Annotated in this window: 20 protein-coding genes and 1 tRNA gene; 6 read left to right on the top strand and 15 right to left on the bottom strand. The window is 60.7% G+C overall.

The genetic code is table 11. The annotated features are described in order from the left end of the window. Positions 1–7 precede the first annotated feature (7 nt). The 6 genes from QDX22_RS02730 to QDX22_RS02705 form a co-directional block, all read right to left on the bottom strand. Positions 8–214 (bottom strand): ubiquitin-like protein Pup, encoded by a 207-nt coding sequence (locus QDX22_RS02730; protein ID WP_110110152.1) that lies wholly within the window; start codon positions 212–214, stop codon positions 8–10. Between the two features lie 48 nt (positions 215–262). Next, positions 263–2,029, bottom strand: a complete 1,767-nt coding sequence (gene dop, locus QDX22_RS02725; RefSeq protein WP_244924663.1) for a depupylase/deamidase Dop — start codon at positions 2,027–2,029, stop codon at positions 263–265. Positions 2,030–2,033: 4 nt separating this feature from the next. Next, entirely contained in the window at positions 2,034–3,818 is a 1,785-nt protein-coding gene (gene arc / locus QDX22_RS02720; protein WP_279717979.1) for a proteasome ATPase, read from the bottom strand. Positions 3,819–3,867: 49 nt separating this feature from the next. Further along, positions 3,868–4,989 (bottom strand): tRNA (adenine-N1)-methyltransferase, encoded by a 1,122-nt coding sequence (locus QDX22_RS02715; protein ID WP_279717978.1) that lies wholly within the window; start codon positions 4,987–4,989, stop codon positions 3,868–3,870. A 71-nt stretch (positions 4,990–5,060) separates the two neighbouring features. After that, positions 5,061–6,272: a site-2 protease family protein gene (locus QDX22_RS02710; RefSeq protein ID WP_279673893.1), complete on the bottom strand. Its 1,212-nt coding sequence runs from the start codon at positions 6,270–6,272 to the stop codon at positions 5,061–5,063. Continuing rightward, complete coding sequence (locus tag QDX22_RS02705; RefSeq protein ID WP_110098339.1) at positions 6,269–6,997, bottom strand: HAD family hydrolase; 729 nt, start codon at positions 6,995–6,997, stop codon at positions 6,269–6,271. Before QDX22_RS02705 ends, QDX22_RS02710 begins: the two co-directional genes overlap by 4 nt. A 214-nt stretch (positions 6,998–7,211) precedes the next feature. On the opposite strand from QDX22_RS02705, the gene QDX22_RS02700 reads away from it, so the two are divergent. Then, the gene (locus QDX22_RS02700) at positions 7,212–8,165 is read left to right on the top strand and encodes a PAC2 family protein (RefSeq protein WP_279717977.1); all 954 of its coding nucleotides are present in this window, start codon (positions 7,212–7,214) and stop codon (positions 8,163–8,165) included. On the opposite strand, the gene mshC is transcribed toward QDX22_RS02700, so the two are convergent. From mshC to QDX22_RS02685, 3 genes are all read right to left on the bottom strand, one after another. Further along, positions 8,113–9,444 carry a cysteine--1-D-myo-inosityl 2-amino-2-deoxy-alpha-D-glucopyranoside ligase gene (mshC, locus tag QDX22_RS02695; protein ID WP_279717976.1) on the bottom strand — a complete coding sequence of 444 codons (1,332 nt, stop codon included), beginning with the start codon at positions 9,442–9,444 and terminating at the stop codon, positions 8,113–8,115. The two genes, QDX22_RS02700 and mshC, sit on opposite strands and share 53 nt — an antisense overlap. 103 nt (positions 9,445–9,547) lie before the next feature. Next, entirely contained in the window at positions 9,548–10,384 is an 837-nt protein-coding gene (locus QDX22_RS02690) for an undecaprenyl-diphosphate phosphatase (protein ID WP_279673891.1), read from the bottom strand. Between the two features lie 138 nt (positions 10,385–10,522). After that, positions 10,523–10,789 carry a hypothetical protein gene (locus tag QDX22_RS02685; RefSeq protein ID WP_110110147.1) on the bottom strand — a complete coding sequence of 89 codons (267 nt, stop codon included), beginning with the start codon at positions 10,787–10,789 and terminating at the stop codon, positions 10,523–10,525. Positions 10,790–10,986: 197 nt separating this feature from the next. Between QDX22_RS02685 and QDX22_RS02680 the strand changes: the two genes are divergently transcribed. Further along, the gene (locus QDX22_RS02680; RefSeq protein ID WP_110098335.1) at positions 10,987–11,217 is read left to right on the top strand and encodes a DUF5703 family protein; all 231 of its coding nucleotides are present in this window, start codon (positions 10,987–10,989) and stop codon (positions 11,215–11,217) included. Between the two features lie 30 nt (positions 11,218–11,247). Here the strand turns inward: QDX22_RS02680 and QDX22_RS02675 are convergent, their stop codons facing one another. Together QDX22_RS02675 and QDX22_RS02670 are read right to left on the bottom strand one after the other, a co-directional pair. After that, a complete protein-coding gene (locus QDX22_RS02675; protein ID WP_334228078.1) occupies positions 11,248–12,432 on the bottom strand; it encodes an acyl-CoA dehydrogenase family protein in 1,185 nt (394 codons plus the stop codon). Further along, positions 12,429–13,781 carry a M20/M25/M40 family metallo-hydrolase gene (locus QDX22_RS02670; RefSeq protein ID WP_110100569.1) on the bottom strand — a complete coding sequence of 451 codons (1,353 nt, stop codon included), beginning with the start codon at positions 13,779–13,781 and terminating at the stop codon, positions 12,429–12,431. The genes QDX22_RS02675 and QDX22_RS02670 overlap by 4 nt, the downstream gene beginning before the upstream one ends. A 164-nt stretch (positions 13,782–13,945) precedes the next feature. On the opposite strand from QDX22_RS02670, the gene QDX22_RS02665 reads away from it, so the two are divergent. Further along, positions 13,946–14,031, top strand: a tRNA-Leu gene (locus QDX22_RS02665). Between the two features lie 96 nt (positions 14,032–14,127). On the opposite strand, the gene QDX22_RS02660 is transcribed toward QDX22_RS02665, so the two are convergent. Further along, complete coding sequence (locus QDX22_RS02660) at positions 14,128–14,529, bottom strand: hypothetical protein (protein WP_146206402.1); 402 nt, start codon at positions 14,527–14,529, stop codon at positions 14,128–14,130. A 745-nt stretch (positions 14,530–15,274) separates the two neighbouring features. Here QDX22_RS02660 and malQ point away from each other — a divergent pair. Both malQ and QDX22_RS02650 read left to right on the top strand, forming a co-directional pair. Next, positions 15,275–17,536 carry a 4-alpha-glucanotransferase gene (malQ, locus tag QDX22_RS02655; protein WP_279717975.1) on the top strand — a complete coding sequence of 754 codons (2,262 nt, stop codon included), beginning with the start codon at positions 15,275–15,277 and terminating at the stop codon, positions 17,534–17,536. Continuing rightward, positions 17,529–18,944 carry a glycosyltransferase gene (locus tag QDX22_RS02650; RefSeq protein WP_279717974.1) on the top strand — a complete coding sequence of 472 codons (1,416 nt, stop codon included), beginning with the start codon at positions 17,529–17,531 and terminating at the stop codon, positions 18,942–18,944. The genes malQ and QDX22_RS02650 overlap by 8 nt, the downstream gene beginning before the upstream one ends. Here QDX22_RS02650 and QDX22_RS02645 read toward each other — a convergent pair. The 3 genes from QDX22_RS02645 to QDX22_RS02635 all read right to left on the bottom strand — a co-directional run bounded on the left by QDX22_RS02645 (position 18,856) and on the right by QDX22_RS02635 (position 22,674). Then, entirely contained in the window at positions 18,856–19,875 is a 1,020-nt protein-coding gene (locus tag QDX22_RS02645; protein ID WP_279673888.1) for a MaoC/PaaZ C-terminal domain-containing protein, read from the bottom strand. The two genes, QDX22_RS02650 and QDX22_RS02645, sit on opposite strands and share 89 nt — an antisense overlap. A 3-nt stretch (positions 19,876–19,878) precedes the next feature. Next, a complete protein-coding gene (locus QDX22_RS02640; RefSeq protein WP_279673887.1) occupies positions 19,879–21,255 on the bottom strand; it encodes a 3-oxoacyl-ACP reductase in 1,377 nt (458 codons plus the stop codon). An 81-nt stretch (positions 21,256–21,336) separates the two neighbouring features. Next, positions 21,337–22,674 (bottom strand): acetyl-CoA C-acetyltransferase, encoded by a 1,338-nt coding sequence (locus tag QDX22_RS02635; RefSeq protein ID WP_110100573.1) that lies wholly within the window; start codon positions 22,672–22,674, stop codon positions 21,337–21,339. Between the two features lie 45 nt (positions 22,675–22,719). On the opposite strand from QDX22_RS02635, the gene QDX22_RS02630 reads away from it, so the two are divergent. Beyond that, complete coding sequence (locus QDX22_RS02630) at positions 22,720–23,496, top strand: TetR/AcrR family transcriptional regulator (protein WP_279675094.1); 777 nt, start codon at positions 22,720–22,722, stop codon at positions 23,494–23,496. Positions 23,497–23,589 lie beyond the last annotated feature (93 nt).

Genomic DNA, 23,589 nt, shown 5'->3' with positions numbered 1-23,589 from the left:
CGAGGGTTTACTGGCCACCTTTTTGGACGAAACCTTTGACGAATTCCTCGGCGTTGGTTTCTAAGACGTCGTCAATATCGTCGAGCAACGAGTCCAGGTCCCCGGCCGAGGAGCTGCTACTGGTCGCCGGTGCGGTCGCCGGTTCCGGGGTGCCCGGGTCGTCCTGATCTTCACGTTGGTCGCGGTACTGGGGTGAGTTCTGTTGAGCTGCCATGATGGTGATCCTCCTGATCGGTCCTAATGGTGTGTGGTGGTCCTGAGCCTAGCGGTCATACCGGGTGCTGCGTTGAGAGCGTGGCCCGTTGTGGTATCGGCTCAGCACGGTGAGCACCTCGGTGAGTGCCTGATTGGTCTGCGGTGAGGGTGTCGCCGGGACTGGCTGGCGTCCGGGGCGGAAGATCTCGGTGTCCTTCCCAACCGGGGCACCGGTAGACAGCTCTTGCAGGTGGCGAATTTCGGCCTTGCTACCGGCCAAGGGCTCGCGCAGGTCCAGCCGGTAGAGCCGGCCCTCGTGGTAGGGCCGGAAGACCAGGTTGTCCCAGGACACCCCGGCCAGATGGGCGCCAAAGATGCCAATACTGCGACCGCGGGTATAAGCCCGAGTGTCCTCCGGCGGGTGCATCACCGCCCGGTGAACGACGGTATCGTCGACGAGCTGGCGGATGCTCCCCCGGGCTACCAGCGCGTGGTAGAGGCCCTTGTCGGGACGAATATCGGCCCACTGCAGGTCCATCATGGCCAGTTTGGCCTCGTCCCACCTGCCAGTGGCCGTCCGAGCGCGCATGGCATCGAGCAACCGGTATTTGCCGAGCCACTCGATCCGGTCACTGAACTGATACGGGTCGGTGCGCAACCCGTCCACGGCAGTCCGCCATTCGTAGAGCACCTGACGGGTCTGTTCATCGGTGATCTGAAAACGTTGCACGTGGTCTTCGGCGGCCTCCAGGTAGCGTTCTAGTAAATCCAGCCCGGTATATTGGCCGGCACCATTGACGGTCACTGTGGCCTGCAACGACGGATCGTGGCTGATAGTTTGCAACGCTGCGACCGGGTCGGCCAGCTCGAGGGCGGGGGCGGTTCCTAGCTCGATCATGTGCAACACCAGCGAGGTCATGCCCACCCGCATCCAGGTGGCCCACTGACTGAGGTTGGCATCACCAATAATGACGTGCAACCGCCGGTAGCTGGAAGCGGTCGCGTGTGGTTCGTCGCGGGTATTGACGATCGGGCGGTGAATGGTGGTCTCGATCCCGACTTCTTCTTCAAAGAAATCTGCGCGTTGGGAGAGCTGGAACCCAGCCCGGCGGTCGCTGATGCCGATCCCGACCCGGCCCGAGCCGGTGATCACCTGCCGGGCGACGAAAAACGGCAGGAGTCGGGCGGTGAGTTCTTCGAAATTCAGGCCTCGGTCCACCAGGTAATTCTCGTGGGCCCCGTAGGAGGCGAGTTTGCCGTCGGTGTTGTTTTTATAGATTTGGACCGCGGCCCGATGGCTGTGGGCGTTCAGATACGCTACCGCCGAGCCGATGATCAGATCCCCGGCCTGGTCGTAGATCATCGCCTGCCAAGGGTTGGTGGTCTCTGGGGAGGAGTATTCCGGGTGGGCGTGATCAACGTAGAACCGTGCCCCATTGGGCAATAAGGTGTTGACCAGCTGGTGGATCGGTTTGCCCTCAGCATCGTTGAGTGGCTGGTTGGTTAGCTGGGTGGGGTGGGCTTCGGTAACCGGGATCCGCCATCCGCGGGCGTCCATCAACGGGGATTCCTCCCCGTAGTCCCACTCGGTGCCGGCCACCGGGACGTGGTCGTCCTGAAGCTTTTGAGCGTAGGCGTTGACGACATCGAACGAGAGGGCTGCGTGGGATGCCCCCGGCTGGGTGGGGGCGTGAATCCCGTACTCGGTTTCTAATCCCACCACCCGGTGGACACCCCATCCCACGGTGGCTCGTCCGGCGGGGACGAGGTCTTGGGCGCCTGCTGGCAACAGCGTTGGTGGGCGCTGGCTGGAGCTCTGCTGGTGCTCGGTCACCGGATTACTCCCCCGCCGAGGTGGTGTTCGCTGACGTGGTGTGCTGAGTCTGGTTGGCTTTAACCGCTTCTTCGACCCGGCGGGCATTCTCGTTCTTATCGCCCAAGAACGAGGCCTCACACAGCATCCGTAATCCCACCACCCGGGGTCCGCGGTGACCAGAAATTTTCACCCACTCCTCCGGGGAGGAAGTATTGGGCAGATCCTGCTGTTCGGCAAATTCTTCAGAGACCGCCCGAACCAGGTGCTGGGTCTTCAGTCCCTTGGCTGCCTGCGGGTGATGGTCTTGAGCGGCCAAATACTCCTTGATGGCATGGGTTTTGGCCCGGTCCACCACATTGGCGATGGCAGCCCCCGAGGCGAAATCCGCAAAGTGCAACACCTGAGTGGAGCCATCCAGGTAGGTCACCTCCACATACTCGGTCTGTGGCACCCGGGCGTACATGTAGGCTGCAGCGGTGGAGATCATCGACTCCACCGTGGCCTCACGACTGCCGTGCACCGCCAGCTCGGAGGGGTGCAACGGCACCTCAGCAGTAACGTACTTGCTAAAGATTTCGCGAGCTTCGGCCTCATTGGGGCGCTCTACCCGAATCTTGACGTCCAGGCGACCCGGGCGCAGGATGGCCGGATCGATCATATCCTCCCGGTTGGACGCGCCGATAACAATCACATTATTCAGTGACTCCACACCGTCAATTTCTGCCAGTAACTGCGGGACGATGGTGGTTTCGACATCGGAGGACGTCCCGGACCCGCGGGTGCGGAACAGTGACTCCATTTCGTCGAAGAAGATCACCACCGGGTAGCCGTCCGAGGCTTTTTCCCGGGCCCGAGCAAAGAGCGTGCGAATATGGCGTTCGGTCTCCCCCACATACTTATTCAGCAACTCGGGGCCCTTGATGTTCAAAAAGTAGGCGGTGCGATCCCCGGAGCCACGTTGGGCTAAGGAGTTGGCCACCGCTTTGGCAATCAGGGTTTTACCAGTACCGGGGGGTCCGTACAGCAACACGCCCTTTGGCGGGGTCAACCCGTGTTCGCGGTAGAGATCAGGGTGGGTGAACGGTAGCTCGACCGCGTCGCGGATCATCTCAATCTGATCGCCCAGTCCGCCAATGTCGTCATAGGAAATATTGGGGACCTTCTCCAACACCACATCTTGGACCTCGGAGAGAGCAACCACGTCGAAAACATAACCGGACTTCACGTCCACGGTGACTGCATCACCGACACGGATCGGGCGGTCGGCCAGTTCGTGGACCCGCCGCATCACGTGCTCGTCATCGGCGCGACCGACTACCAGTAACAGCCCGTCATCGAGTACTTCTTTCACGCGAGCCAGCTCGCCGGTGGTGGCGTGTCCCAAGACCGAGATGACGCAGAGGGATTCGTCGAGCAACACCTCGGCACCTGAGACGACCTGCTGTGCATCCAGCAACGGGGACAGGTGCGTGCGGAGTTTACGGCCGTTGTAGAGCACATCCACGCTCGCCCGAGTGGTGGCAGCTAGCTCGGTGCCCTCCACCGCCTGGCGGGCCGGGTGGTACTGCAACACGGTGGCAAAATTAAACGGTGGCAGTGCTGCGTCTTCAATGGATTGCTTTAACGTGGCAATCTGTTCGCGGGTGAGGTCCAGCATCTCCACCATCCGCCGGTTATTGCGGGAGGCGGCGTCAATGTCATGACGTAGCTGCCGATTCTTCTCCACCAATGAGCCCAGACGGCGCCGCATGGAGGACAGCTGTTGCTCGGCGGTGGTTGCGGAATCAACGCGTGCCGGTTCCGTCATTGAAGACCCTCCTAACGTTCTGAGGTCACCCTTCTATTCTACGCGTATCCTACGCGGTGGACCCTGGAGGTTGAGTGTTGTTCTCCCCCAGCTCACCGGAATGTTGCTGTGTGGTGACCTGGGTGGTGCGCTGTGCTGTGGCGGCGTGTTGGGCGTACCGGGTTGCCGCGCGGGCTTCTTTGCGGGCACGTTTGGGTTTGGCCTCGCGTTGGCCGTGTTCTTCGGGTACCCAGCGCGCCTCGTCGCTGGGCGTCCACAACTCGATGTCGTCGTCACTGAACTTTTCGGACTTATCACGCTTGCGCAACTGCAAAGACTCTTGGTGATCGGCCATCCGGCGGGTGACCAACAGGAATCCGGTATGTCCGATCATCCGGTGTTCGGGGCGGACCGCCAGACCTTCAACGTGCCAATCCCGCATCATGGTTTCCGAAGCCCGGGTGGCGGTAAAGGATCCGGCCTCACGAATGGCTTCAGCGGTCCGAGACAGCTGGGTGGCCGTGGCCACGTAGGTCAGCCACACTCCCCCGGGTACCAGGAGCTCACGGACCATCTCCACACACTCCCAGGGAGCCAACATATCCAGCACCACGCGGTCGAAGCTGCCCGGTTCGTGGTCCGCTAACGCCTGAGTTTGGACATCGCCGAGGTGGAGGTGCCAGCCCGGGTGGGGGCCGGCGAAATAGGTTTCGATATTTCCTCGGGCAATGTCGGCGAAGTCCTCGCGACGTTCATAGGAGTGCACCTGTCCCTGATCACCGACCGCTTGCAACAGCGACATGGTCAGTCCCCCGGATCCGGCTCCGGCCTCCAGCACCCGGGCGCCGGGATAGATATCGGCCTGTTGCAGAATTTGACCGGAATCCTTCGGATAGACCACGGTGGCTCCGCGTGGCATGGAGAGCACGAAGTCGTTCAGTAGCGGTCGCAACACCCGGTACTGGTGGCCCAAGGAATTGGTGACCACCACGCCGTCGGGTCCGCCAATCAACTCGTCGTGGGATAAATACCCCTGGTGAGAATGAAACACTTCTCCCGGTACCAGCGTGATGGTGTTCATCTTGCCCTTCTCATCGGTGAGTTGCACCCGCTGGCCGGCCAGCAATGGGCCACGCCGGGCGGTCAGGCCGGTAGGTCGGGGTGTGCCGGGTGTGCAGGGAGTGTACGGCATTGAAGACGTCTCCTGTGGGGTTGAGGGATAGCGTTTGTTTTTGTGCGGGAGCCAGGACCGGGGTCGCAGGCTTATCGGCCGGTGGACAGATATACCGCGATGCGACTTCCCAGCACAGCTGCCGCCGGGAGCTGGCTGGTGCTGGCCGGGGTGCCTGAGCCAGGGGTGAGCAGGAAGACCTGATCGGGATCTGTGGCTAGGGCCGAACCTAGTTCGGAGATCCGCCGGTCCGCGGGCACGTAGTGGGTGCTTCCGGCAAAGGCCTGGCTGACCTCGTGGGCGCTGGTCTGGTGGCGGAATTCGGTCGGTACCTGGGCCAGCGTGGCCGGATCAATCAGACCGGTCACCCGAGGGGGACCGGTCTCCTGCGACGAACTGAGTTGCACAATAAGTGGCTGGTCGTGATAGCCGGCCGGGTATTTCTGCAACTTGTCGATCACCTGGGCCACCGGAGTGGTTGCACTGACGAGGATGACAGCAACGGCGAGCTCTGCCAGCATCGTCGCCTCGGCACGACGCAGGGCGTTGCCACGTTTAATTCCCTCACCGGCAGCCCCCCAGAGCATCAGCACCAGCACCCCGACGACGACCAATAACAGGATGGGTAGCTGATCGCCTCTCAGGATGAGCACAGCCACCACCCCGATGATCAGCGCGGCGACGATCAGGCGCCCAGACCAGCCGGCAGCAATCAATCCTTGGGCCTTGGAACCGGTGATCTTCCAGCCAATGGTTTCCACCACGCTACCACCGTCCAGCGGGTGCCCAGGCAGGAGATTAAAGGCAGCGATCAGCCAGTTTCCAGTGGTGAGCACGGAGATCAGGCCCAGCCAGGGGCTGGGAAGGTGGGGGCCGGTCAGCTCAGCCACCAGGGTCAATATCAGCGCCAGCAGGATATTGGCAGCCGGGCCGGCCAGAGCCACCACCATGGAGCGCATCGGGGTGCGGGGATGGTTGCCATCGTGCTCAGCAAAGGAGGTGTATCCGCCCCAGAGGGTCAGTCGGATCTCATAGACTCGCCACCCGAACGACCGGGCGGCGATGGCGTGGGCAAGTTCGTGGCAGAGCACCGTGATCAGTAGCCCGAGCACGAAGAACGCCGAGAGCAACCAAGGCAACCCGCCCGGGGCCGTCGGCGGGGTGAGGATCACGAAGAACGGGCGAATCAGGATCAGCAAGGCCGTAGCGAAGATCCACCAGCTCCAGGCCAACCGGATCGGGGTCCGATCGTAGCGGGCGATGACAATGCCCTGCTCCGAGATGGTGGCTGATGAGGCACTCACGATGGGGCCACCCAGTCTTGCAAACGCTGATAGCTCACTTCGGTGAGTGAATTCACCACCAACAACTTCCCGGACCGGGCCAGCCGGTGTTCGGTGATCTGGTCGGGTAAGGGGACCGAGCCGGTGCGACGGATGGCCACGGTGGGCAGTCCGGCGCTCAGTCCAGACAGGATCCCGGGGACCGAATCCTCCAAAACCACCACGCGACCAGACTCAGCGGCCCGGTCTAGCCCGAGCCGGGCAACGGCGGTGAGGTAGGGTTCTGGGTCCGGTTTGCCGTGGGTCACCTGGTCTCCCCCCACGGTGGCGGTGAACCCATGGTTCGGCACGGCAGACAACACGGACTCAATCAGGGAGGTAAACGAGGCAGAGACCACCGCGTGTAAAACCGCGCGCTTGTTGAGGTCCGCCAGTAGATCGGCTGCTCCCGGGGTCAGCGGCGCATGGCCGACCACCTGAGCGGTGACTCGCTCATATTCCATCCGGGTCAGCTCCTCGGCCGGAATTTGTACACCAAGTGAGCTGAAGATCTCGGCGGTCGCGGCCATGGTCTGGCCCTGGAGCCGGTGGGCCAGCTCCTCGGTAAACTCCACACCGTGCTCGGCTAAGATCGCGGCATGGGCGGCGTTCCAGGCCGGTTCGGTATCCACGAGGGTACCATCCATGTCCCACAGCACGGCCTGCAGTGCTCGGGGCGGAATGTCACAGCGGTTGGTGTCAGTCACAGTGGTGATGGTTGGCCTTCAGACGTTCGGTGGCATCAGGACTAAAGGTTAACTCTAGCGCTCGCCGTGGGCATTCCCCACTGATCTTTTCGCTCACCGTCGCTGACCCGGCACTTATCCAATAATGAACGTGAGGAGATTTCCCGGATGTCTCCAGCGGTAGTGGGTAAGGTGGATCAATAGTCTCTATTGCGTTGACCGAGGTGAAACGAGCGTGAGTTTTGAAGAATCCATGGATCGGCCAGCCGAGGCCGAGCCGGATGATCGGGAACCGGTGCGGTCTCTGCCGGACTACCTGCACTACCGTGCAGAACAGCCCACGTACCGTTCCCCGGGACCGTTGCGGATTATGGTTGCGGCCTTTGAGGGGTGGAACGATGCCGGTGAGGCGGCCACCGACGCGGTGGAAGAACTCGCCACCCAGGCCCATGCCGAGCAGTACCGGCAGGTCAACGATGACGACTATTACGATTTTCAGATGACTCGCCCGGTGGTCACTCGTGCGGAGAACTCCCTGGGGCAGATCAACTGGCCACAGACCCGGATTCTGCATTCTGCTGCCGGAACCACCACCGAAGACCAGCCGGATCTGTATTTTATGCTTGGCGTCGAGCCGTCACTGCGGTGGCGGGCGTTTGTGTCCGAGATCGTGGAAGTAGCCGAAGACCTCGACCTCGACGCGGTGGTGATGGTCGGTTCGTATCTTTCTGACGTGCCACACTCCAGGCCGCTGACCGCGACCTTGTTCTCGACCCAGTCGGCGGTACGGGCCGGTTTAGAGGATGTGCTCAGCCCCCACTATGAAGGCCCGACCGGTATTACCGGAGTGATCGCCGAGGAAGCCGCCCGTGACGGTTTCACGGTGCTCTCGGTCTGGAGCGTCGTTCCCCACTATGTGTCCCAGGCGCCCTCCCCGAAGGCGAAGCTGGGCCTGGTGACCCGGCTCGAGGAGCTACTGGGCATGCGGGTTGAGGCGGGCTCGCTGACCGAAGACGCTGAGGCCTGGGAGCGTGGCGTTGATGAGCTGGCCGAGGAGGATCAGGAAGTTTCCGATTACATTCGCCGGTTAGAAAAAGCCCAGGACACCGAAGAACTGCCCGAGGCCTCGGGTGAATCTATTGCCCGGGAGTTTGAGCGGTTTCTGCGTCGACGGGATGATCAGCAGTAATCAGCTGGATCCCCAATACCGCCTCCAGAACCTCCGCCACACCGGGGCGTGCCTCGGTTGGGGCGTGAGCCGAGGGTTGCGGTCCTCGTGCGCGGGCGCTTTCTGCCCAGGCATCCACGGCCCGCAGTGCCGTAGGAGCATCCAGGTCATGGCTGAGGGCTTGGTGTATGGCAGAGAGCAACTCGGCCCCATCCTGTGTTGCTTCACCGGCCAGGGCTCGGCGCCAACCAGCGATCCGATCGGCGCTGTCGGTGAGTTCTCGGGTGGTAAATGACCAGTCGGTGCGGTAGTGGTGGTTGAGTAAGAGCGCCCGAATCGTTGCCGGCTCGTGGCCGTCGGCGGTCAGTTGGGAGACTAACACCAAGTTGCCCAAGGACTTTGACATCTTCTCCCCGTCGAGACCGACCATCCCGGCATGCACATATAACCGGGCCATTGGGGTGTGATCTACGGCGGTGGCGTGGGCAGCAGAGAATTCATGGTGCGGGAATCGCAGATCGGAGCCTCCGGCTTGCACGTCGAAAGGGGCGGGGAGGGTCTTGCGGGCAATCATCGAGCACTCAATATGCCAGCCGGGACGACCTCGACCGATGACGGCCGCATCCCAGGAGGGTTCCCCTTCGCGGGCGGCCTTCCATACCAGCGGGTCCAGCGGATTCTTCTTGCCGGGACGTTGCGGGTCTCCCCCACGTTCGGGAAAGACCTGCTGCATCTCCGCCAGACTCATCCCGGACACGCTACCTAGGCGCCAGTTGCAGGCAGCTTCGGCAGCCTCAATAGAAAAGTAGAGGTCGCCGTCGGGGTCACCGTTGTCTCCGGGCACCGGATAGGCGATACCGAGCTCGTAGAGTTGCGTGACGATCTCAATGACCCAGTCCACCGTCTCGGAAACACTGAGGTAGTAGTCCGGTGGCAATACGTTCAGCTGGGCCATATCTGAGCGGAACAGATTGGTCTGGTCTTCAGCGAGTTGCTGCCAGTCCACGTTGGTGGATTGGGCGCGTTCAAATAGCGGGTCATCGACGTCGGTGACGTTTTGGGTGTAGACCACGGACTTGCCAGCGCTACGCCAAAACCGGTTCAACAGATCAAAGGCTACGTAGGTGTTGGCGTGGCCGAGGTGCGTGGCGTCGTAGGGCGTAATACCGCAGACGTATAGGGAGGCCTGATCGCCGGTGACCGTCGCATCCTGCAGGGAGCGGGTTGCGGAATCGAAGAGCTCGAGGCGAGCTGATTGCGGTGGAAGCGACGGTGGTTGTGTGGCGGACCAGGATTCCACGGACCCTCCTGAAAGCGGTGTTGTCAGTGATGGCCGACGTCATCTCACAACGTCGTTGGTACCGTTTTGACTCTAATCGACGGTGCTGATCTGGTCATCTTGATTAGGCCGAGATGACATCAAAGCCCAGCAGAACGAACAGCACCGTACCCAGCCCAATGCGATACCACACAAAGGGCTTATACGAGTTCTGCGAGATGAACCGCATCAGCCAGGCAATGACGGCATACCCAACAACGAAAGACACGACGGTGGCCACGAAGGTCTCACCTAACCCGAAGGCTCCCTGGGCTTCGGCGGGGTCAGTCAGGGCGCCAAAGAGCTTATAAAAACCTGAGGCGAACACGGCCGGCACCGCCAGCAGGAAGGCGTAGCGGGTGGCTGCTTGGCGCGTGTAGCCCAGCGCCAGCCCCATAGTAATCGTGCCACCAGAACGCGAGACGCCCGGTATTAACGCCAGCGCTTGGGCGAAACCGTAGAGAATACCGTCACGCCAGGTGAGTTTCTCCAGCGGTTTGACCTGGCGACCTAACGTATCGGCGACAGCCAGCAACACACCGAAGACGATGAGCATGGTTGCCACGATCCATAGCGAACGGAAGCTGGTATCAATCCAGTCTTCTAACAGCAATCCCAGCACTCCAATGGGGATGGAACCGACAATGATCAGCCAGCCCATGCGCACGTCGGGATCGGATTGAGGTACTTTACGCGCTAAAGCCTGGAACCATTTGCTGATGATGTTGACGATATCTCGCCAGAAAAAAATCAGCACGGCCAGTTCCGTACCGATCTGGGTGATCGCAGTAAATGCAGCTCCGGGATCTTCGGCCCGGGGCAAGAACTCTCCGGCGATACGCAGGTGCGCCGACGACGATATCGGAATAAATTCTGTCAGGCCTTGGATTAGCCCGAGAATGATTGCCTCAATCCAACTCACGCCGGACGATTCTACGTCAGTTCTCTGAGAACCTTAGACACGGGTCGGGTGAGTCGAAAAATGTGGTGGTCGAACAGGGTTCATCCGCCCAGGCCAGCGATATACGTTCAGAAAGACGATCAGACCAGATGGGCCAGCCTAGTAATCCTCGTCCTCGTCGTAGTCATCATCGTCAAAGTCGTCGTCATCGTCGTCGATGTCGTCATCTTCGAAAATGTCGAGAGGGGTGACCTCGCCGGTGACGTTGTAGAGGGCGTCCTCGTAGTTCTCAAATGCCTCAACCAGGGCGTCTTCGGCAGACTCCAACGTGGTCGTGTCCGAATCGTCCTTATTCAACGCCGCCATCATGTGCTCCTGCAGGGCGGATACTAACGACTGGAGCTCTACGCGTGGATCGCTACTCATAGTAGATACGCTAGCTGGAAATCGTGGCGTGGTACACCTTTATTCGGCATCTGTGTCCGATTTTCTTTCACGGTAAGCAATACGGTGTTACGCCCACCTGCCTGGAGTGTCCTTGATCGGCTAGTCTGGACTCCAGCTGAGGATGCCTGCACCCCACACGCGTGCAGGTCCCACCACAACGTCAAGGAGAAGGCTCTGTGCGCGAAGATCCCGTGGTCTCAACCGTCGATAGTCTGACTCGCCAGGACCGCTGGGAATACCTGGTTTTGACAGTTGCCCCGAATGACTCCCTCCCAGAGGCTCGTCGCCGGCTGGTCGAGCACGCCGAGTACGGTAAATGGGAACTGAAACGGTCCTTGATCTACCGCGGTGGGGCACGCCGATTCTGGATGCGTCGGAAGATCTATAAAGTCGCGTCCACCCTCTAGACGGGCTGACTGGGGGATCCCGGTCCGTGGCTACTGGTCAAGCGGACCGAGCGCCCAGGTGGCCAACGTGTTGTGTGCCGACGCGTCGTTGGAGGGATGGAAGAAACCGGCAATCACGTCACGATAAAGCCGTGAAATCTCGGTGTGGCGGTTGAAGCTGGCCCCACCCGATATCTGAAACGCGTAATCCACCTGTTCTTTTGCGGTGCGCACCGCGTGAGTCTTATTGGCCACCAGTCGTGGGAACCACTCCGGGCCGAAGTCTTTGTTGTCTCGGATTGCTTCGGACAGGTAGCGCAGTTGCGCGTTCTGGGTGAGTTGCCGCAGCGCTGCTTCACCGGCGTGATACCGCAACACCGGATCCTGATCCAAGGTGATGCCCTGAACTGTGGAGGTGCGAAGAGCCAAAGCCTGCTGGGCCAGTTCCACCGCCCGGTCCCCGATCCCGGTGTAGACCGCAGACAGTAGCGTCAAAAAAGTCGAGAAAATCCCGAAGACCAGCAGATCTTGGTTGGGGCCTACCGGTAAGCGACGAATGACTTTTTCTGCTGAGATTGTGGCCTGCTCCAAGCGGGTAACGAGTGAGAAGGTAGCGCGCATGCCGAGCATGTCCCAGCTGGAATCATCGGCGCTGATCCCCTCAGCGCTACGATCCAGGACGCCGAAGATCAGTTGCGATCCGTCGGGCGTTTTCCCGAAGGTCAGCAGGTGCGTCCAGGCCGGTGAGAGGCTGGTGAAGATCTTGGTTCCGGTCAACGTCACCGAGCCGTCGGGGTTCGCCACGGCTTCGGTGCTGGAGTCGAACAGCACGGCGTCATTGCCAGCCTCGGAGATACCAAATGCGTATATCTCACCATTGGCAGAGCCACGATGAATAAACGTCAGCGAGTCATCTCCGTGGATGGCGAAGACCGAGGCGACCGCGTTGATGATCTGGTGCATATTGACCGCCAACGCGGTCGCCGGAGAGGCGGTGGCTAGCAGCCGCTGGGCTTCGGTGATCACGGCGAAGTCCCACCCAAGCCCGCCCAAATCCACTGGGGTTTGGGCGCGCAAATAGCCGGTCTCGGCTAAGTCCTGGAGATCGTCGTGTGGGAACGTGTTGTTTTCATCGTGCTCGACGGCGCGAGCCCGCAGTGTTTCTAAGAGTTCAGGGGTGAGAACTTTGCTGATCTTTGCTGAATGCTCTGAGGTGATCTGCGTCAACAGTCTCACCGATTCCTTTCATCGTGTCCGGGTTCCAGCACGCGCACCAGGGTGCGTACTCCGAAGTCCAAGGAATCCACCGGAATACGTTCATCGATGCCGTGGAAAAGGGCCGTGAAGTCCAGATCAGCCGGAAGTTTCAGAGGCATGAAACCATACCCGGTGATGCCGAGCTGGGACAGGTGGTTATTGTCGGTGCCACCAGACATCATAAAGGGCAACACCCGAGCGCCGGGGTCTTCGGCTTCAATGGCTGCGACCATCAGCTCAATGAGATCGCCAGAGAAGGGCACCTCTAAGGACGAGACCTTGTGTTCATAGTCGAACTCGATGCCGTCACCGGCCAGTTCACGAAGCTGTTCCATGACCTTGTCGTCTTCACCCGGTAACACGCGAGCATCGACTGTGCCTCGTGCTGTCCCCGGAATGACGTTGTGTTTATATCCGGCTGTCATGCCTGTGGGATTGGCGGAATTGCGCAAGGTAGAACCGACGAATTTTGCCGCAGAACCCAAAGCTTCCAACTGCGGGGAGGGATCGGTCTCGTCAAAATCGACCCCCATCATCTCTGAGACCTGCTCCATCAAATCCCGCGTGGTCTTGGTGTAATTTAGTGGCCAGGTGTGCCGGCCAATGCGGTCCATGGCTCCGGCCAGTCGGGTGACGGCATTATCGGGGTGCACCGAGGATCCGTGCCCCGGTGAGGCGGTGGCGGTGAGATTCAGCCAGGCGATGCCTTTCTCGCCGGTTTGCAACAGATAAGCCCGTTGCCCGGCAATCTCCGCGGAAAAACCGCCCACCTCGGAAATGGCCTCGGTGGCATCGGTAAGTAGCTCCGGACGGTTCTGCACCATCCACTGGGCTCCGTAGACTCCCCCGGCCTCTTCGTCGGAGAACAGGCATAAGATGATGTCACGACGGGGACGAAGCTCGTTGTGGACCAGGTATTCAAGTGCGGTGAGCATCATGGCATCCATGCCCTTCATATCCACCGCACCACGGCCCCAGATCATGCCGTCCTCGTCAATCTCACCGCTGAACGGGTCCCGGGACCACTCTTCAGCTTGAGCCGGGACGACGTCGAGATGGCCGTGCAGAATCAGTGCTGGAGCCTCCGCGTCCCACCCGGCTAAGCGACCGATGACCGAAAACCGGTCCGGTACCGATTCGATGATTTCGGGATTCATGCCCAGATCCGACATCACGTGGGCACAGTACTCGGCTGCTTCGCGTTCTCCGCGACAGTTATTACCCCCGAAATTCGTGGTGTCAATGCGAATCAAATCCGAGGTGATCTGCGCGACCCGCTGGCTGAGCAGACCGGGTTCTGGAATGTGCGACTCCGGTGAAGCTGTCATGTATCCCACTCTAACGGGAGGGGCTAAATTGGTCACAGATTCGCGGTGAGACGATACGCGCTATAGCACTGTTACCGCAGAACGTTTTTTCTCGTGCTAAGATGTACAGGTTGCCACTCCCCGATGCCGGTCTAAACCGTTCATGGTGGGACATTACTTCACCCGCGCGGGTGGCGGAATTGGTAGACGCGCAGCGTTGAGGTCGCTGTGACCTTTATCGGTCGTGGGGGTTCAAGTCCCCCTCCGCGCACGGATGGAAAACAGTTCGAGCCTGAGAGCATTTGCTCCCAGGCTCGAACTGTTTTGAGCCGTGACATTCCGGGGCTCATCTACGTTTAAGCGGTGCTTATACAGTGCGCTTCCGACCGAGTAGCTGCACCAAAAGCATGATGGAAAAGATCACCATACCCAAGGATGCCAGCAACAACAGCCACATACCGATTCCGGCCATCCCGCCGTCTTCGAAGAAGAAAACGGTGTAGTCATACCCGGCTTCTTCGTTGATCCAGTACAGCATGTAGATGATGTGGAAGGCACCGACCAGGGCTGCCAACAGCGCGGTGGTGAACTGAAAGCTACGAGCTGATTTGCCTAAAGCCAGCAAACTGAACGCCAGGGTGACCAGGAACAGGAGCAGGTGAACCCAGCCGAGGGTTTCAGCATCCTCCTCCAAGGCCGAGACGGACGCCGACAAGGGCTCCGAGAATGAAAAAATTCCGCCAGAATACGAAACCTGTGCTAATGGCATGAAAAGCGATAGTGTGCCCACCCCGGTGAGAACGGCCAGCACCACGGGAACCCAGGATTTCGTGGCGCCGAGCTCCTGTCCAGGAGCTTGTTGCTGAGCAGACTGTCTGGTTGGTCCTGGTGCTACTTGGTGTGCAGTTCAGTGGGCGGTTGGTGCTTGTGGCTGTGAGCGATCATGTGGTGGTTGGGGCTGCTGGTTTTCGGGTTGAGTCATGGTAATCCTCCGCGGTGTTGTACCGCCCAATCGCCAACCCTCGACCGGTGGACCATACCGCGCACCTCAGGCGATACCATCGCGTTGACTGGCCACCATAGACCACCGTTTTGGTCTCGTGGATCCGCTCGTGAGTGTGTTGACGGTCTCCCACGAGATGAGTTGGAAACGAGGTCGGAAGCCAATCATTAAGCGCAGTGTGTGGGTGCCACGAATGGCCCGCAAGAGGTCGGTGAATCGGACGGAGTGACGAGAACCCCTGGTCGAACGAAAGCCCTGATAGTCTTCAGTGCTGTTTTCGTCAGAAGTTGATGACAATAGGACACTGTATATAGAAAGTGCAACTATCACAATGGTTTAGCTCCTCCGTCCATCAACACTTCACTGAGACCTATGCTGGGTGAAGCACGACTCATCATCTCGAGTAGGCATGTTGAGGATGTCGGGGTATCGACAAAGGTTCAGCCAGGGCGAAGAAAAGTGAGACACTAAAGGGTGAAGTCCCGCTGAGTCTTGAGCACGGAGAAGCCAGATGCCTGCACGTCAACCTACACATCAGCCGTTGCGCGAACGGTTGCTGACGGAGCTAGCCGAATACTACGGGGTGCAAACGCATTTCACAGCCCAAAACGGGGACGACGCCAGCGTGGACCTCGACACCGTGGTGCAGATACTCCAGTTTTTCGCCGCACCCCTGCCCGATCAAGCGCAGGAGTTCGCCGACCTCAGCGCACTCGATCTACGTCAAGCCATCGATGAGGCAAAATCTCGACCGACTGAACAACCCTTCACGACCACGGTCATCGTCGATAGCGACCAGGGCCGAGAGCTGTCCTTGCCGTTTGAAACTGGCGACTGGGTGGTTGAATCATTCCAGCCCGTTGATGTGCTCGGAGGCCATGAGACCATCGCAACCGAGTGGTCCACACAGGAGTTGCTCCCTGAGATACAGCATGCGCCTCAGCGGGTCTCAACAGACTGTTCCGAAACCGCCCCGCGACTGATTTTTCCGGCCGGGCTTCCGGTCGGTGATTACCAGCTGAGACTGACTGCGCCGGCTTCAGATGTGGTCGATCTCTCAGTCATCGTGGTGCCTTCCACGATTTCGGCCACCGCAAGATACGACAACCGTCGCGGTTGGGGCGTGACCGTTCAGCTATACTCGGTGCGCTCCAGCGACTCTTGGGGTATTGGTGATTTTGCCGACCTGGCCCGGATCATGGAACTGGCAGCCTTAGAAGGCGCCGATTTTGTGCTCACCAACCCGCTGCACGCCTCAGAGCCGGTACCGCCACTTCTTGACTCACCGTATTCGCCGGTGACGCGAAGTTTCCTCAACCCGCTGTATCTCCGGGTAGAAGATGTGGCCGAATACCAGGGCCTGTCGGTGGATGATCAAAACCGGATTGCCCAGCTGGCTAGCCCGTTGAAGGCCACGAACAACACCGCAGACCGGCTGGACCGTACCGCAAGCTACCGGGCCAAAATTCAGGCGTTGCGCCTGATCTTCACCCGGTTCGAAGAAGAACTCACGACCAAGGCCATCACGGCCGGGGCCTTCCATGATTTCTGCCAGGATCGTGGTGCTCAGTTGCGCAATTTCGCTGCCTGGTGTGTCTTGCGCGAAGACGGACGAGACGACCAGATTCAGCTGAGCGACCTGCCAGCATGCCGGTCGTTGCTCGACCACGATCTGAACCATCACCCTCAGATCGATTCCTCACGACTGCTGTTCTTCGCCTGGCTTCAGTTCCTATGCACCACCCAGCTCCGGGTAGCCCACAAGCGCGGGCTACAGGCCGGGATGCGCACCGGGGTCATGGTGGATCTCGCAGTGGGAGCTGACCGGTATACCGCCGATGCTTGGATGCATCCGGATGCGCTGGTGGAGCCATTCTCGGTAGGTGCTCCCCCGGACATGTACAACCAGCTCGGACAAGACTGGTCCCAGCACCCCTGGAACCCTCAGACCCTCGGTGCCACCGGATACCGGGCCTACCGGCAGATGCTTCGTAGTGTCTTTGCCGGGGTCGGTGCGGTGCGTATCGACCATATTCTGGGCCAGTTCCGCCTGTGGTGGGTCCCCGAAGGCACCACGCCGAACCATGGGGCCTACGTTCGCTACGACTCCCGCGCCATGCTCGGCATTCTTGCACTCGAGGCCCAACGCGCCGGAGTGCTGATCGTCGGAGAAGACCTGGGGACCGTCGACGATTCGGTGGTTACCGAACTGTCTTCCCGAAAGATTCTGGGCACCAGTATTGTCTGGTTTGAACAAGATGACGGCATCCCCCACGATCCCTCCGAGTACCGCCGGTTGTGTCTAGCCACTGTCAACACCCACGATTTGCCACCCACGGCCGGCTACCTGCGCGGAGTCCACCTGGATTTACGGGAAGAACTCCAGTTGCTAACCACCTCTGCCGAGGCCGAGCGAGCCACCTTCCTCCGTGATATACGCGGCTACCTGAAGGCCCTGGTCCAACGCGGACTCTTGACGGCCAGTTCGGCGCGTGTGCACGACCTCGACGAAATTCCCCTTATTCCCGTGATTCAGGCGCTACACCGCTTCATTGCTCGCGCACCCTCTCGGCTCCATGCCGTGGCCTTGGTCGATGCCGTCGCTGATCAACGCATCCAGAATCAGCCCGGCACCACCCAGCACCAGTATCCCAACTGGTGCCAACCACTCACCAACCTGCGCGGTGACCCAGTGCTGATCGACGATCTGGAAACCACCCCGGAATACCGTGAGCTCTTCCGCGTGATGAACACTGCCATCCATCATGACTAAAGCTGATCGTGCTCACTCAACCAGCAGTCGTGGAACCTCGCTGGCTCAGGGGCCACGTTGCCTGGTGGTGATGCTGAGTATGCACACCTCACCCTTAGCGCAGCCTGGGTCCGGCGACGCTGGCGGGATGAACGTCTACGTGGCCAATATGGCCCGGGCACTGCGCGCCCTCGGCCACCGGGTGGTGATCTACACCCGTGCGACCGAACCGGTCACCGATCCGCAAACCGGGGCCCTGCCCGCCGGGCGGCTACTACCGGGCACCGAGGATGTTGCAGAAATTTCCGTCCCCGCAGGACCACGCCAGCCCCTCGCCAAAGAAGTCCTGTCCGAATACGTTGAGGAATTTGCGCAAGCCGTCCACGCTCACCTGTCTGGGTCCGTAAGCCACCTGCCTGGGTTCGACGAAGACATTCTGGTCTATAGCCACTACTGGCTATCGGGCTTGGCTGGGCGGAGCCTCGTCGCCCGGCTACGCGATGAGCACCAGGCGGTCCGAATTACCCACGCCCACTGCATGCACACCATCGCCGCGGTGAAAAATCGCGGAGAAGCCCACGCCTGGCAGGACGCTTCCGGCCAACGGTCTCACCCCGAGCCCTCGGCGCGCGAAGCCGGTGAAACTCAGATCGTCGCCGCAGCTGATATATTGACCGCCAATACCGCCACCGAAGCTGAAGAGCTGGTCACCTATTGTGGCGCCGATCCGGACAAGATCCAGATCATCACCCCCGGGGTGGACCACCGGATCTACACCGAACACGGCCCCCGATGGTGGCCCAGCACCGCTGAAGATAGCCCCGAGTCCGGATTCCGCATCCTTTTCGCTGGTCGTTTCCAACCTCATAAAGGCCCGCAGATTCTGCTCCACGCCTTAGCACAAGTACAGGCGGACCTCGATCGGCAGCGCTCGCCACAGACCGGGCTACTGGACGTGATCTTCACTGGAGCACCGTCCGGGGCGGTAGCACAGCACCTGCCCGAGCTCGCCGACAGGTTGGGAGTCTCCGACGTGGTGCGCTTTATCCCGCCGGTGGAACCCACCAAGCTGGCTGCCATGATGCGCACCGCCGATCTGGTGGTTATGCCCAGTGTGACCGAAAGTTTTGGTCTCGTTGCTGCCGAAGCCCAAGCCTGCGGCACCGGTGTGCTGGCACACCGAGCCGGAGGGCTCAGCACTGTCGTCGACCACGGTCGCACCGGAGAACTTCTCGAGGACCTCAACCCAGATACGTGGGCCACCGCCTTGAAACAGGCGCTGGCCCAACCACAGGTCTGGGAGAACTACGGCCGCGCAGCGGTTGCCCATGCTCAAGGCTTTAGCTGGCAGACGTCGGCGCAACGGGTGATGCAGTTCGTAGCTGACCGAAGAAATGCGGCGATTTCTTCTTCGGGTTCCAGCCGGTGAACTCGGTAACCTCTTCCGAGCTGTGCTCCACGGCCACCGCGACCGTGGTCGGTAGCGTCACCGGTTTGGCGAAGCTGATCTGCCACGAAAACGGTGCCTGGGGCTCGCGCCCGGCCAGCATGCGTCCGGCCAGATACATCCCGTGGGCAATCATCCCGGGCATCCCCAGTGCTTTGGCGGTCAGATGATTCATATGAATCGGGTTGACGTCTCCAGACACCCCGGCGTAGTTCCGACCGGTATCAGCCGGCAACCTCCAGGAGGCGGTGGCTACCGGTGGCTGGAAATCCCGGTGCGCGGAGCCTGCCGAGTCACTGTCTTCGGAGCCGGTTTCCGCTTCGGGCCGGCCGGCGAGGAAAATTCCTCGGGATAAATAGGTGGCCCGGCCCTGCCAGAGCAGTTTCTGCGGGTTCGCCTCATCGTGGATCTGCACCCAGATCGCCACGGTCGTTCCTCGTCGGTGTGCCCCCAGAGAATCCGCCCAGGTGGTCACGATCAACGGCTGATCGATCGCCACCGGATGCAGATGATCTACTGTGTGGTCCAGGTGCACCAGGCCCAGCAGTGGTAGCGGGAAGTTCTTGGAGGCCATCATTCCCATGGACAATGGGAACGTGGCAATGTGTAAGGCCAACGACGGAACCGTGTCGTGACCGATAGCCCCGGTGGCCCCAAAGAGCTGAATGTAGTCATCGACTTGCTGGCGGGAGACCGCCTGGCCGGTGACTTTCCACCCGGCGGTGGGCAACGAGCCGGAGCCCTTGCCCGTCGCCGAGGTTCCCGGGGTGATCTTGCCAATCAGTGACGACAGGGTGGCCCCGACCGTTCCGGCTGCCACCTTGCCATACAGTGCCCCGAGGCTGGGAAGTTGTTCCTGATGTTTCCAGTGTGTCGGTGGTGTGACGTCGTGAAGGAGAGGTGGTGTGGTCATCGGCTAGGCCCCCATCACTGCTTGACCGCACACGCGCAGGGTGCGCCCGTTGATGCCGGCTGACTGATCGGAAAGGAAGAAGCCGATCGCTTCGGCCACATCCACCGGCAGGCCACCCTGGCTCAAGGAGTTGACGCGACGACCGACCTCACGGGTGAGCGTCGGCATTTTTGCGGTCATGTCGGTCTCGATGAAACCGGGAGCCACCGCATTAATGCTGCCGCCGTTGGTAGCCAGCCGGTCGGCATAAGCCTGGGTGAACCCGATGATCCCGGCCTTGGAGGCCGCGTAGTTGGTCTGGCCACGGTTACCGGCTATACCGGAGGTGGACGCCAACGAGACGATGTGGAGGTTGCCGGCCACTGCGGGGTCGCCGGTATCGCGAGCGGCCAACAGTTGCTCGTTGATGCGCAACGGAGCCTGCACGTTGACGGCCAGCACCGAATCCCAGCGCGAAGCGTCCATATTGGCCAGTAACTTATCGCGGGTAATCCCGGCGTTGTGCACGATGCCATCCAGGCGACCGATGCGCTCGGAGACGAATCTCAGGATTTGCTCTCCGGCGTCCTCGGCGGTGATATCCAACTGCAAGGCGAGGCCTTCGACCCGGTTGATGGTCCGTGCCAGCGCTTCACCGGCGGCCGGCACGTCCACACCGACGACCTTGGCCCCGTCCCGGGCCAGCACCTCGGCGATGGCGGCCCCGATACCGCGGGCAGCACCGGTGACCACAATCGTCTTGCCGGCCAGGGGCTGATCGGCGTCAGCCGGTAGCGCTCCGGCGTCGGAGGTGACGGTCAAGAACTGCCCGGAGACATAGGCCGAGCGGGTGGAGAGGAAAAAGGAGATCGCGCCCATCACCGAGGGCGCATCGGCAACCACATCATCGCAGATGAGAATGCCATTGGCGGTGGAGCCGTAACGCATTTCGTGGGCCACCGAGCGGGTGATGCCGGTGATTGCCTGGCGAACACCGAGCTGTTGGGGATCACCGGCGATCGGGGCTGCCTGTGGATCCCGACCGATGATGATCACGCGACCGTTTTTATCCAGCTGGCGCAGACTGGCACCGAGCTCGAGGATCGGTTCGGAGAGCTGGGAGAGATCATCTACATCATCGACAGCGACAATGATGCCGGCGAACCTCGTCTTCAGGCCACGGTCGCGACGGACATCGGCACCGAGGTGGAACAGGTAGCTGGCGGTGGCCTCAGCCACCGGGGACGTGCCAATGATCAGTGCTGGGCCGTCAACGACGGGCTGACCTGGGGCATAGCGTTTCAGCGGTGTGGGCTGGGGCAACCCCAGGGCACCGGTGACTTTCTTGCCGAGCGGGTTTTGGACAAAAGCGGTGTAACCATCAGTGGGTTTAGTACTCATCAATCAACCTCTATGTCAACAGATTGGTATGTGTTGGTATGTGTAGCTGGGGTGTGCAGACGGTGGCGCAGCAGGCGGGGGTTAGCGACCCTTGACGATGGCCACCACGCCCTGACCGCCGGCCGCGCAGACTGAAATCAGACCCAGTGACCCGGTCCCGTGAGCGTGCAAGGTCTTCGACAGGCTGGCCACAATCCGCGGACCGGTGGCTGCGAAGGGATGACCGGCGGCTAAGGAGGACCCGTGGACATTGAGCTTGCTACGATCGATGGCGCCCAACGCGCCATCCAGTCCCAAGACTTCGCGACAGTACTCATCAGATTCGAAGGCAGCCAAAGTGGACAGCACAGTGCCCGCAAAAGCTTCGTGAATCTCGTAGTAGTCGAAATCTTGTAGGCGCAGACCATGGCGAGCCAACATTCGCGGGATCGCGTGCGTGGGGGCCATCAGCAAGCCCTCAGCGCCATCAACGAAGTCCACGGCGCCGGACTCAAAATCGAGAAACTCGGCCCAGACCGGCAAAGAGCGCTCGGTAGCCCACTGTTCGGTACCCAACAGCACCGTAGCGGCACCATCGGTGAGTGGAGTCGAGTTACCGGCGGTCATGGTGGCTTCGTCACCGAATTGCTTGCCGAAGACCGGCTTGAGTTTAGCCAGCGATTCCATGCTGGAATCTCGACGGAGGTTATTATCTTCGCTCAGACCGCGGAAGGAGGTCATCAGATCGGTGAAGAACCCGGAATCGTAAGCCTGCGCTAAGTTCTGGTGGCTGGCCAAGGCCAACTCGTCCTGTGCCTGACGGGAAATGCCGAAGGCGTGGGTGGTCAACGCCTGGTGATCCCCCATCGACAAGCCGGTGCGAGGTTCTCCGGCGGTGGGTGCATGCGGGGCGAAGTGTTTGGGACGCAACGATGCCAGGGCGGCCAATTTGTCTTTGGTGGACCGGGCCCGGAACAGTTTCATAAACGCAGCGCGTCCACCCCGGTTGAAAGCCAAGGGCGCATCCGAGGTGGTGTCTGTTCCGGCGCCAATCCCGGAATCGATCTGTCCCAGCCGAATCTTATTGGCGATCTGTCCGATCGCTTCCAAACCGGTGGCGCACGCTTTCTGCAGTTCGGTGGCCGGAGTGTGCGGGTCCAGGGCGGTGCCTAGCACCGATTCACGGGTCAGGTTGAAGTCCGAGGAGTGCTTCATCACCGCACCGGCGACGACTTCGCCCAGGCGTTCGCCCTGCAGCCCGAAGCGCGCAATGAGTCCTTCTAAGGCAGAGGTCAGCAGGTCCTGGTTCGATGCGGTGGCATAAGCGCCCTGAGATCGGGCGAAGGGGATGCGGTTGCCACCGATGATCACGGCCGGACGGAGCGGGCCGCCAGCCACAGCAGCAGGTGAGGAGGTAGCGGTGGTGTGTTGTTCAGCCATGAGGTGAGAATCCTCTTTCATCAGATTTCAGCAAATTTTCGTGGCGTGCATTACTCAGAACCGATCTTACCTGATACGCTCGGTACCGTGAACAGTCAGTACCACCCACATTCTGTGCACCCGGTCCGACGTGCTACGCCACGTCCGGTAGCGCGTGCTGACCGAGCGGCCAGCGCCACAACCGCCGCGGTCGATGGCCGTTCCACGCGTTGGGACGACCACCGTCGCGCTCGGCGTGCCGAACTGGTCAAAGCCGCCCGTGAAGCCGTCCACGACCTGGGCCCGGACGCCTCTATGGCCGATATTGCCCATCACGCCGGAACGTCCAAACCGGTGTTCTACCGGTATTTCGGCGATAAGTTCGGACTTCAGTCTGCGGTCGGGCAGGCCTCGATTCATTTCATGGAAGACGCCCTGCGCACAGCGATTCTGACCCCCAAAACGGCGCTGGAAGGGTTGCACACGATGATCACCGTGTATCTGCGCCTGGCCCGATCCTCCCCCAATGTCTATTTCTTTTCGACACGTGGCGAACACGAAGTTTCGCAGTTCTTCTCCCGGACTGCCGAACTCGTCGAGCAGCGGGCCCAACAGGAATTCCCTGTGGAAGATAATGGCGCCGATCAGGCAGCTCGTCGCTACTGGTCCTATGCTGCGGTTGGATTTATCCGCAACGCCGGCGAGAAATGGTTGATTGATATGAGCGCCGGACGCCAGGTGCCATCGGCTGACGATTTAGCCAAACGGATGAGCCACTGGCTCGTCCAGGGCCTCAACGCCCCGATGACGACTACCCCTCGGGCAGTGAGAGTGCGGACCTAAACATCGACACTATTTGGGCTCGAGACTGCCACACCGCCGGTGGCCTCTGCACGGTCCCACCGACCAAACGCCAACAACCTACGGACAACACAC

This window comes from Auritidibacter ignavus (assembly GCF_029853775.1).
In the GTDB taxonomy this organism is placed as follows: domain Bacteria; phylum Actinomycetota; class Actinomycetes; order Actinomycetales; family Micrococcaceae; genus Auritidibacter; species Auritidibacter ignavus.
This window is presented reverse-complemented; position numbering and strand designations above follow the sequence as displayed.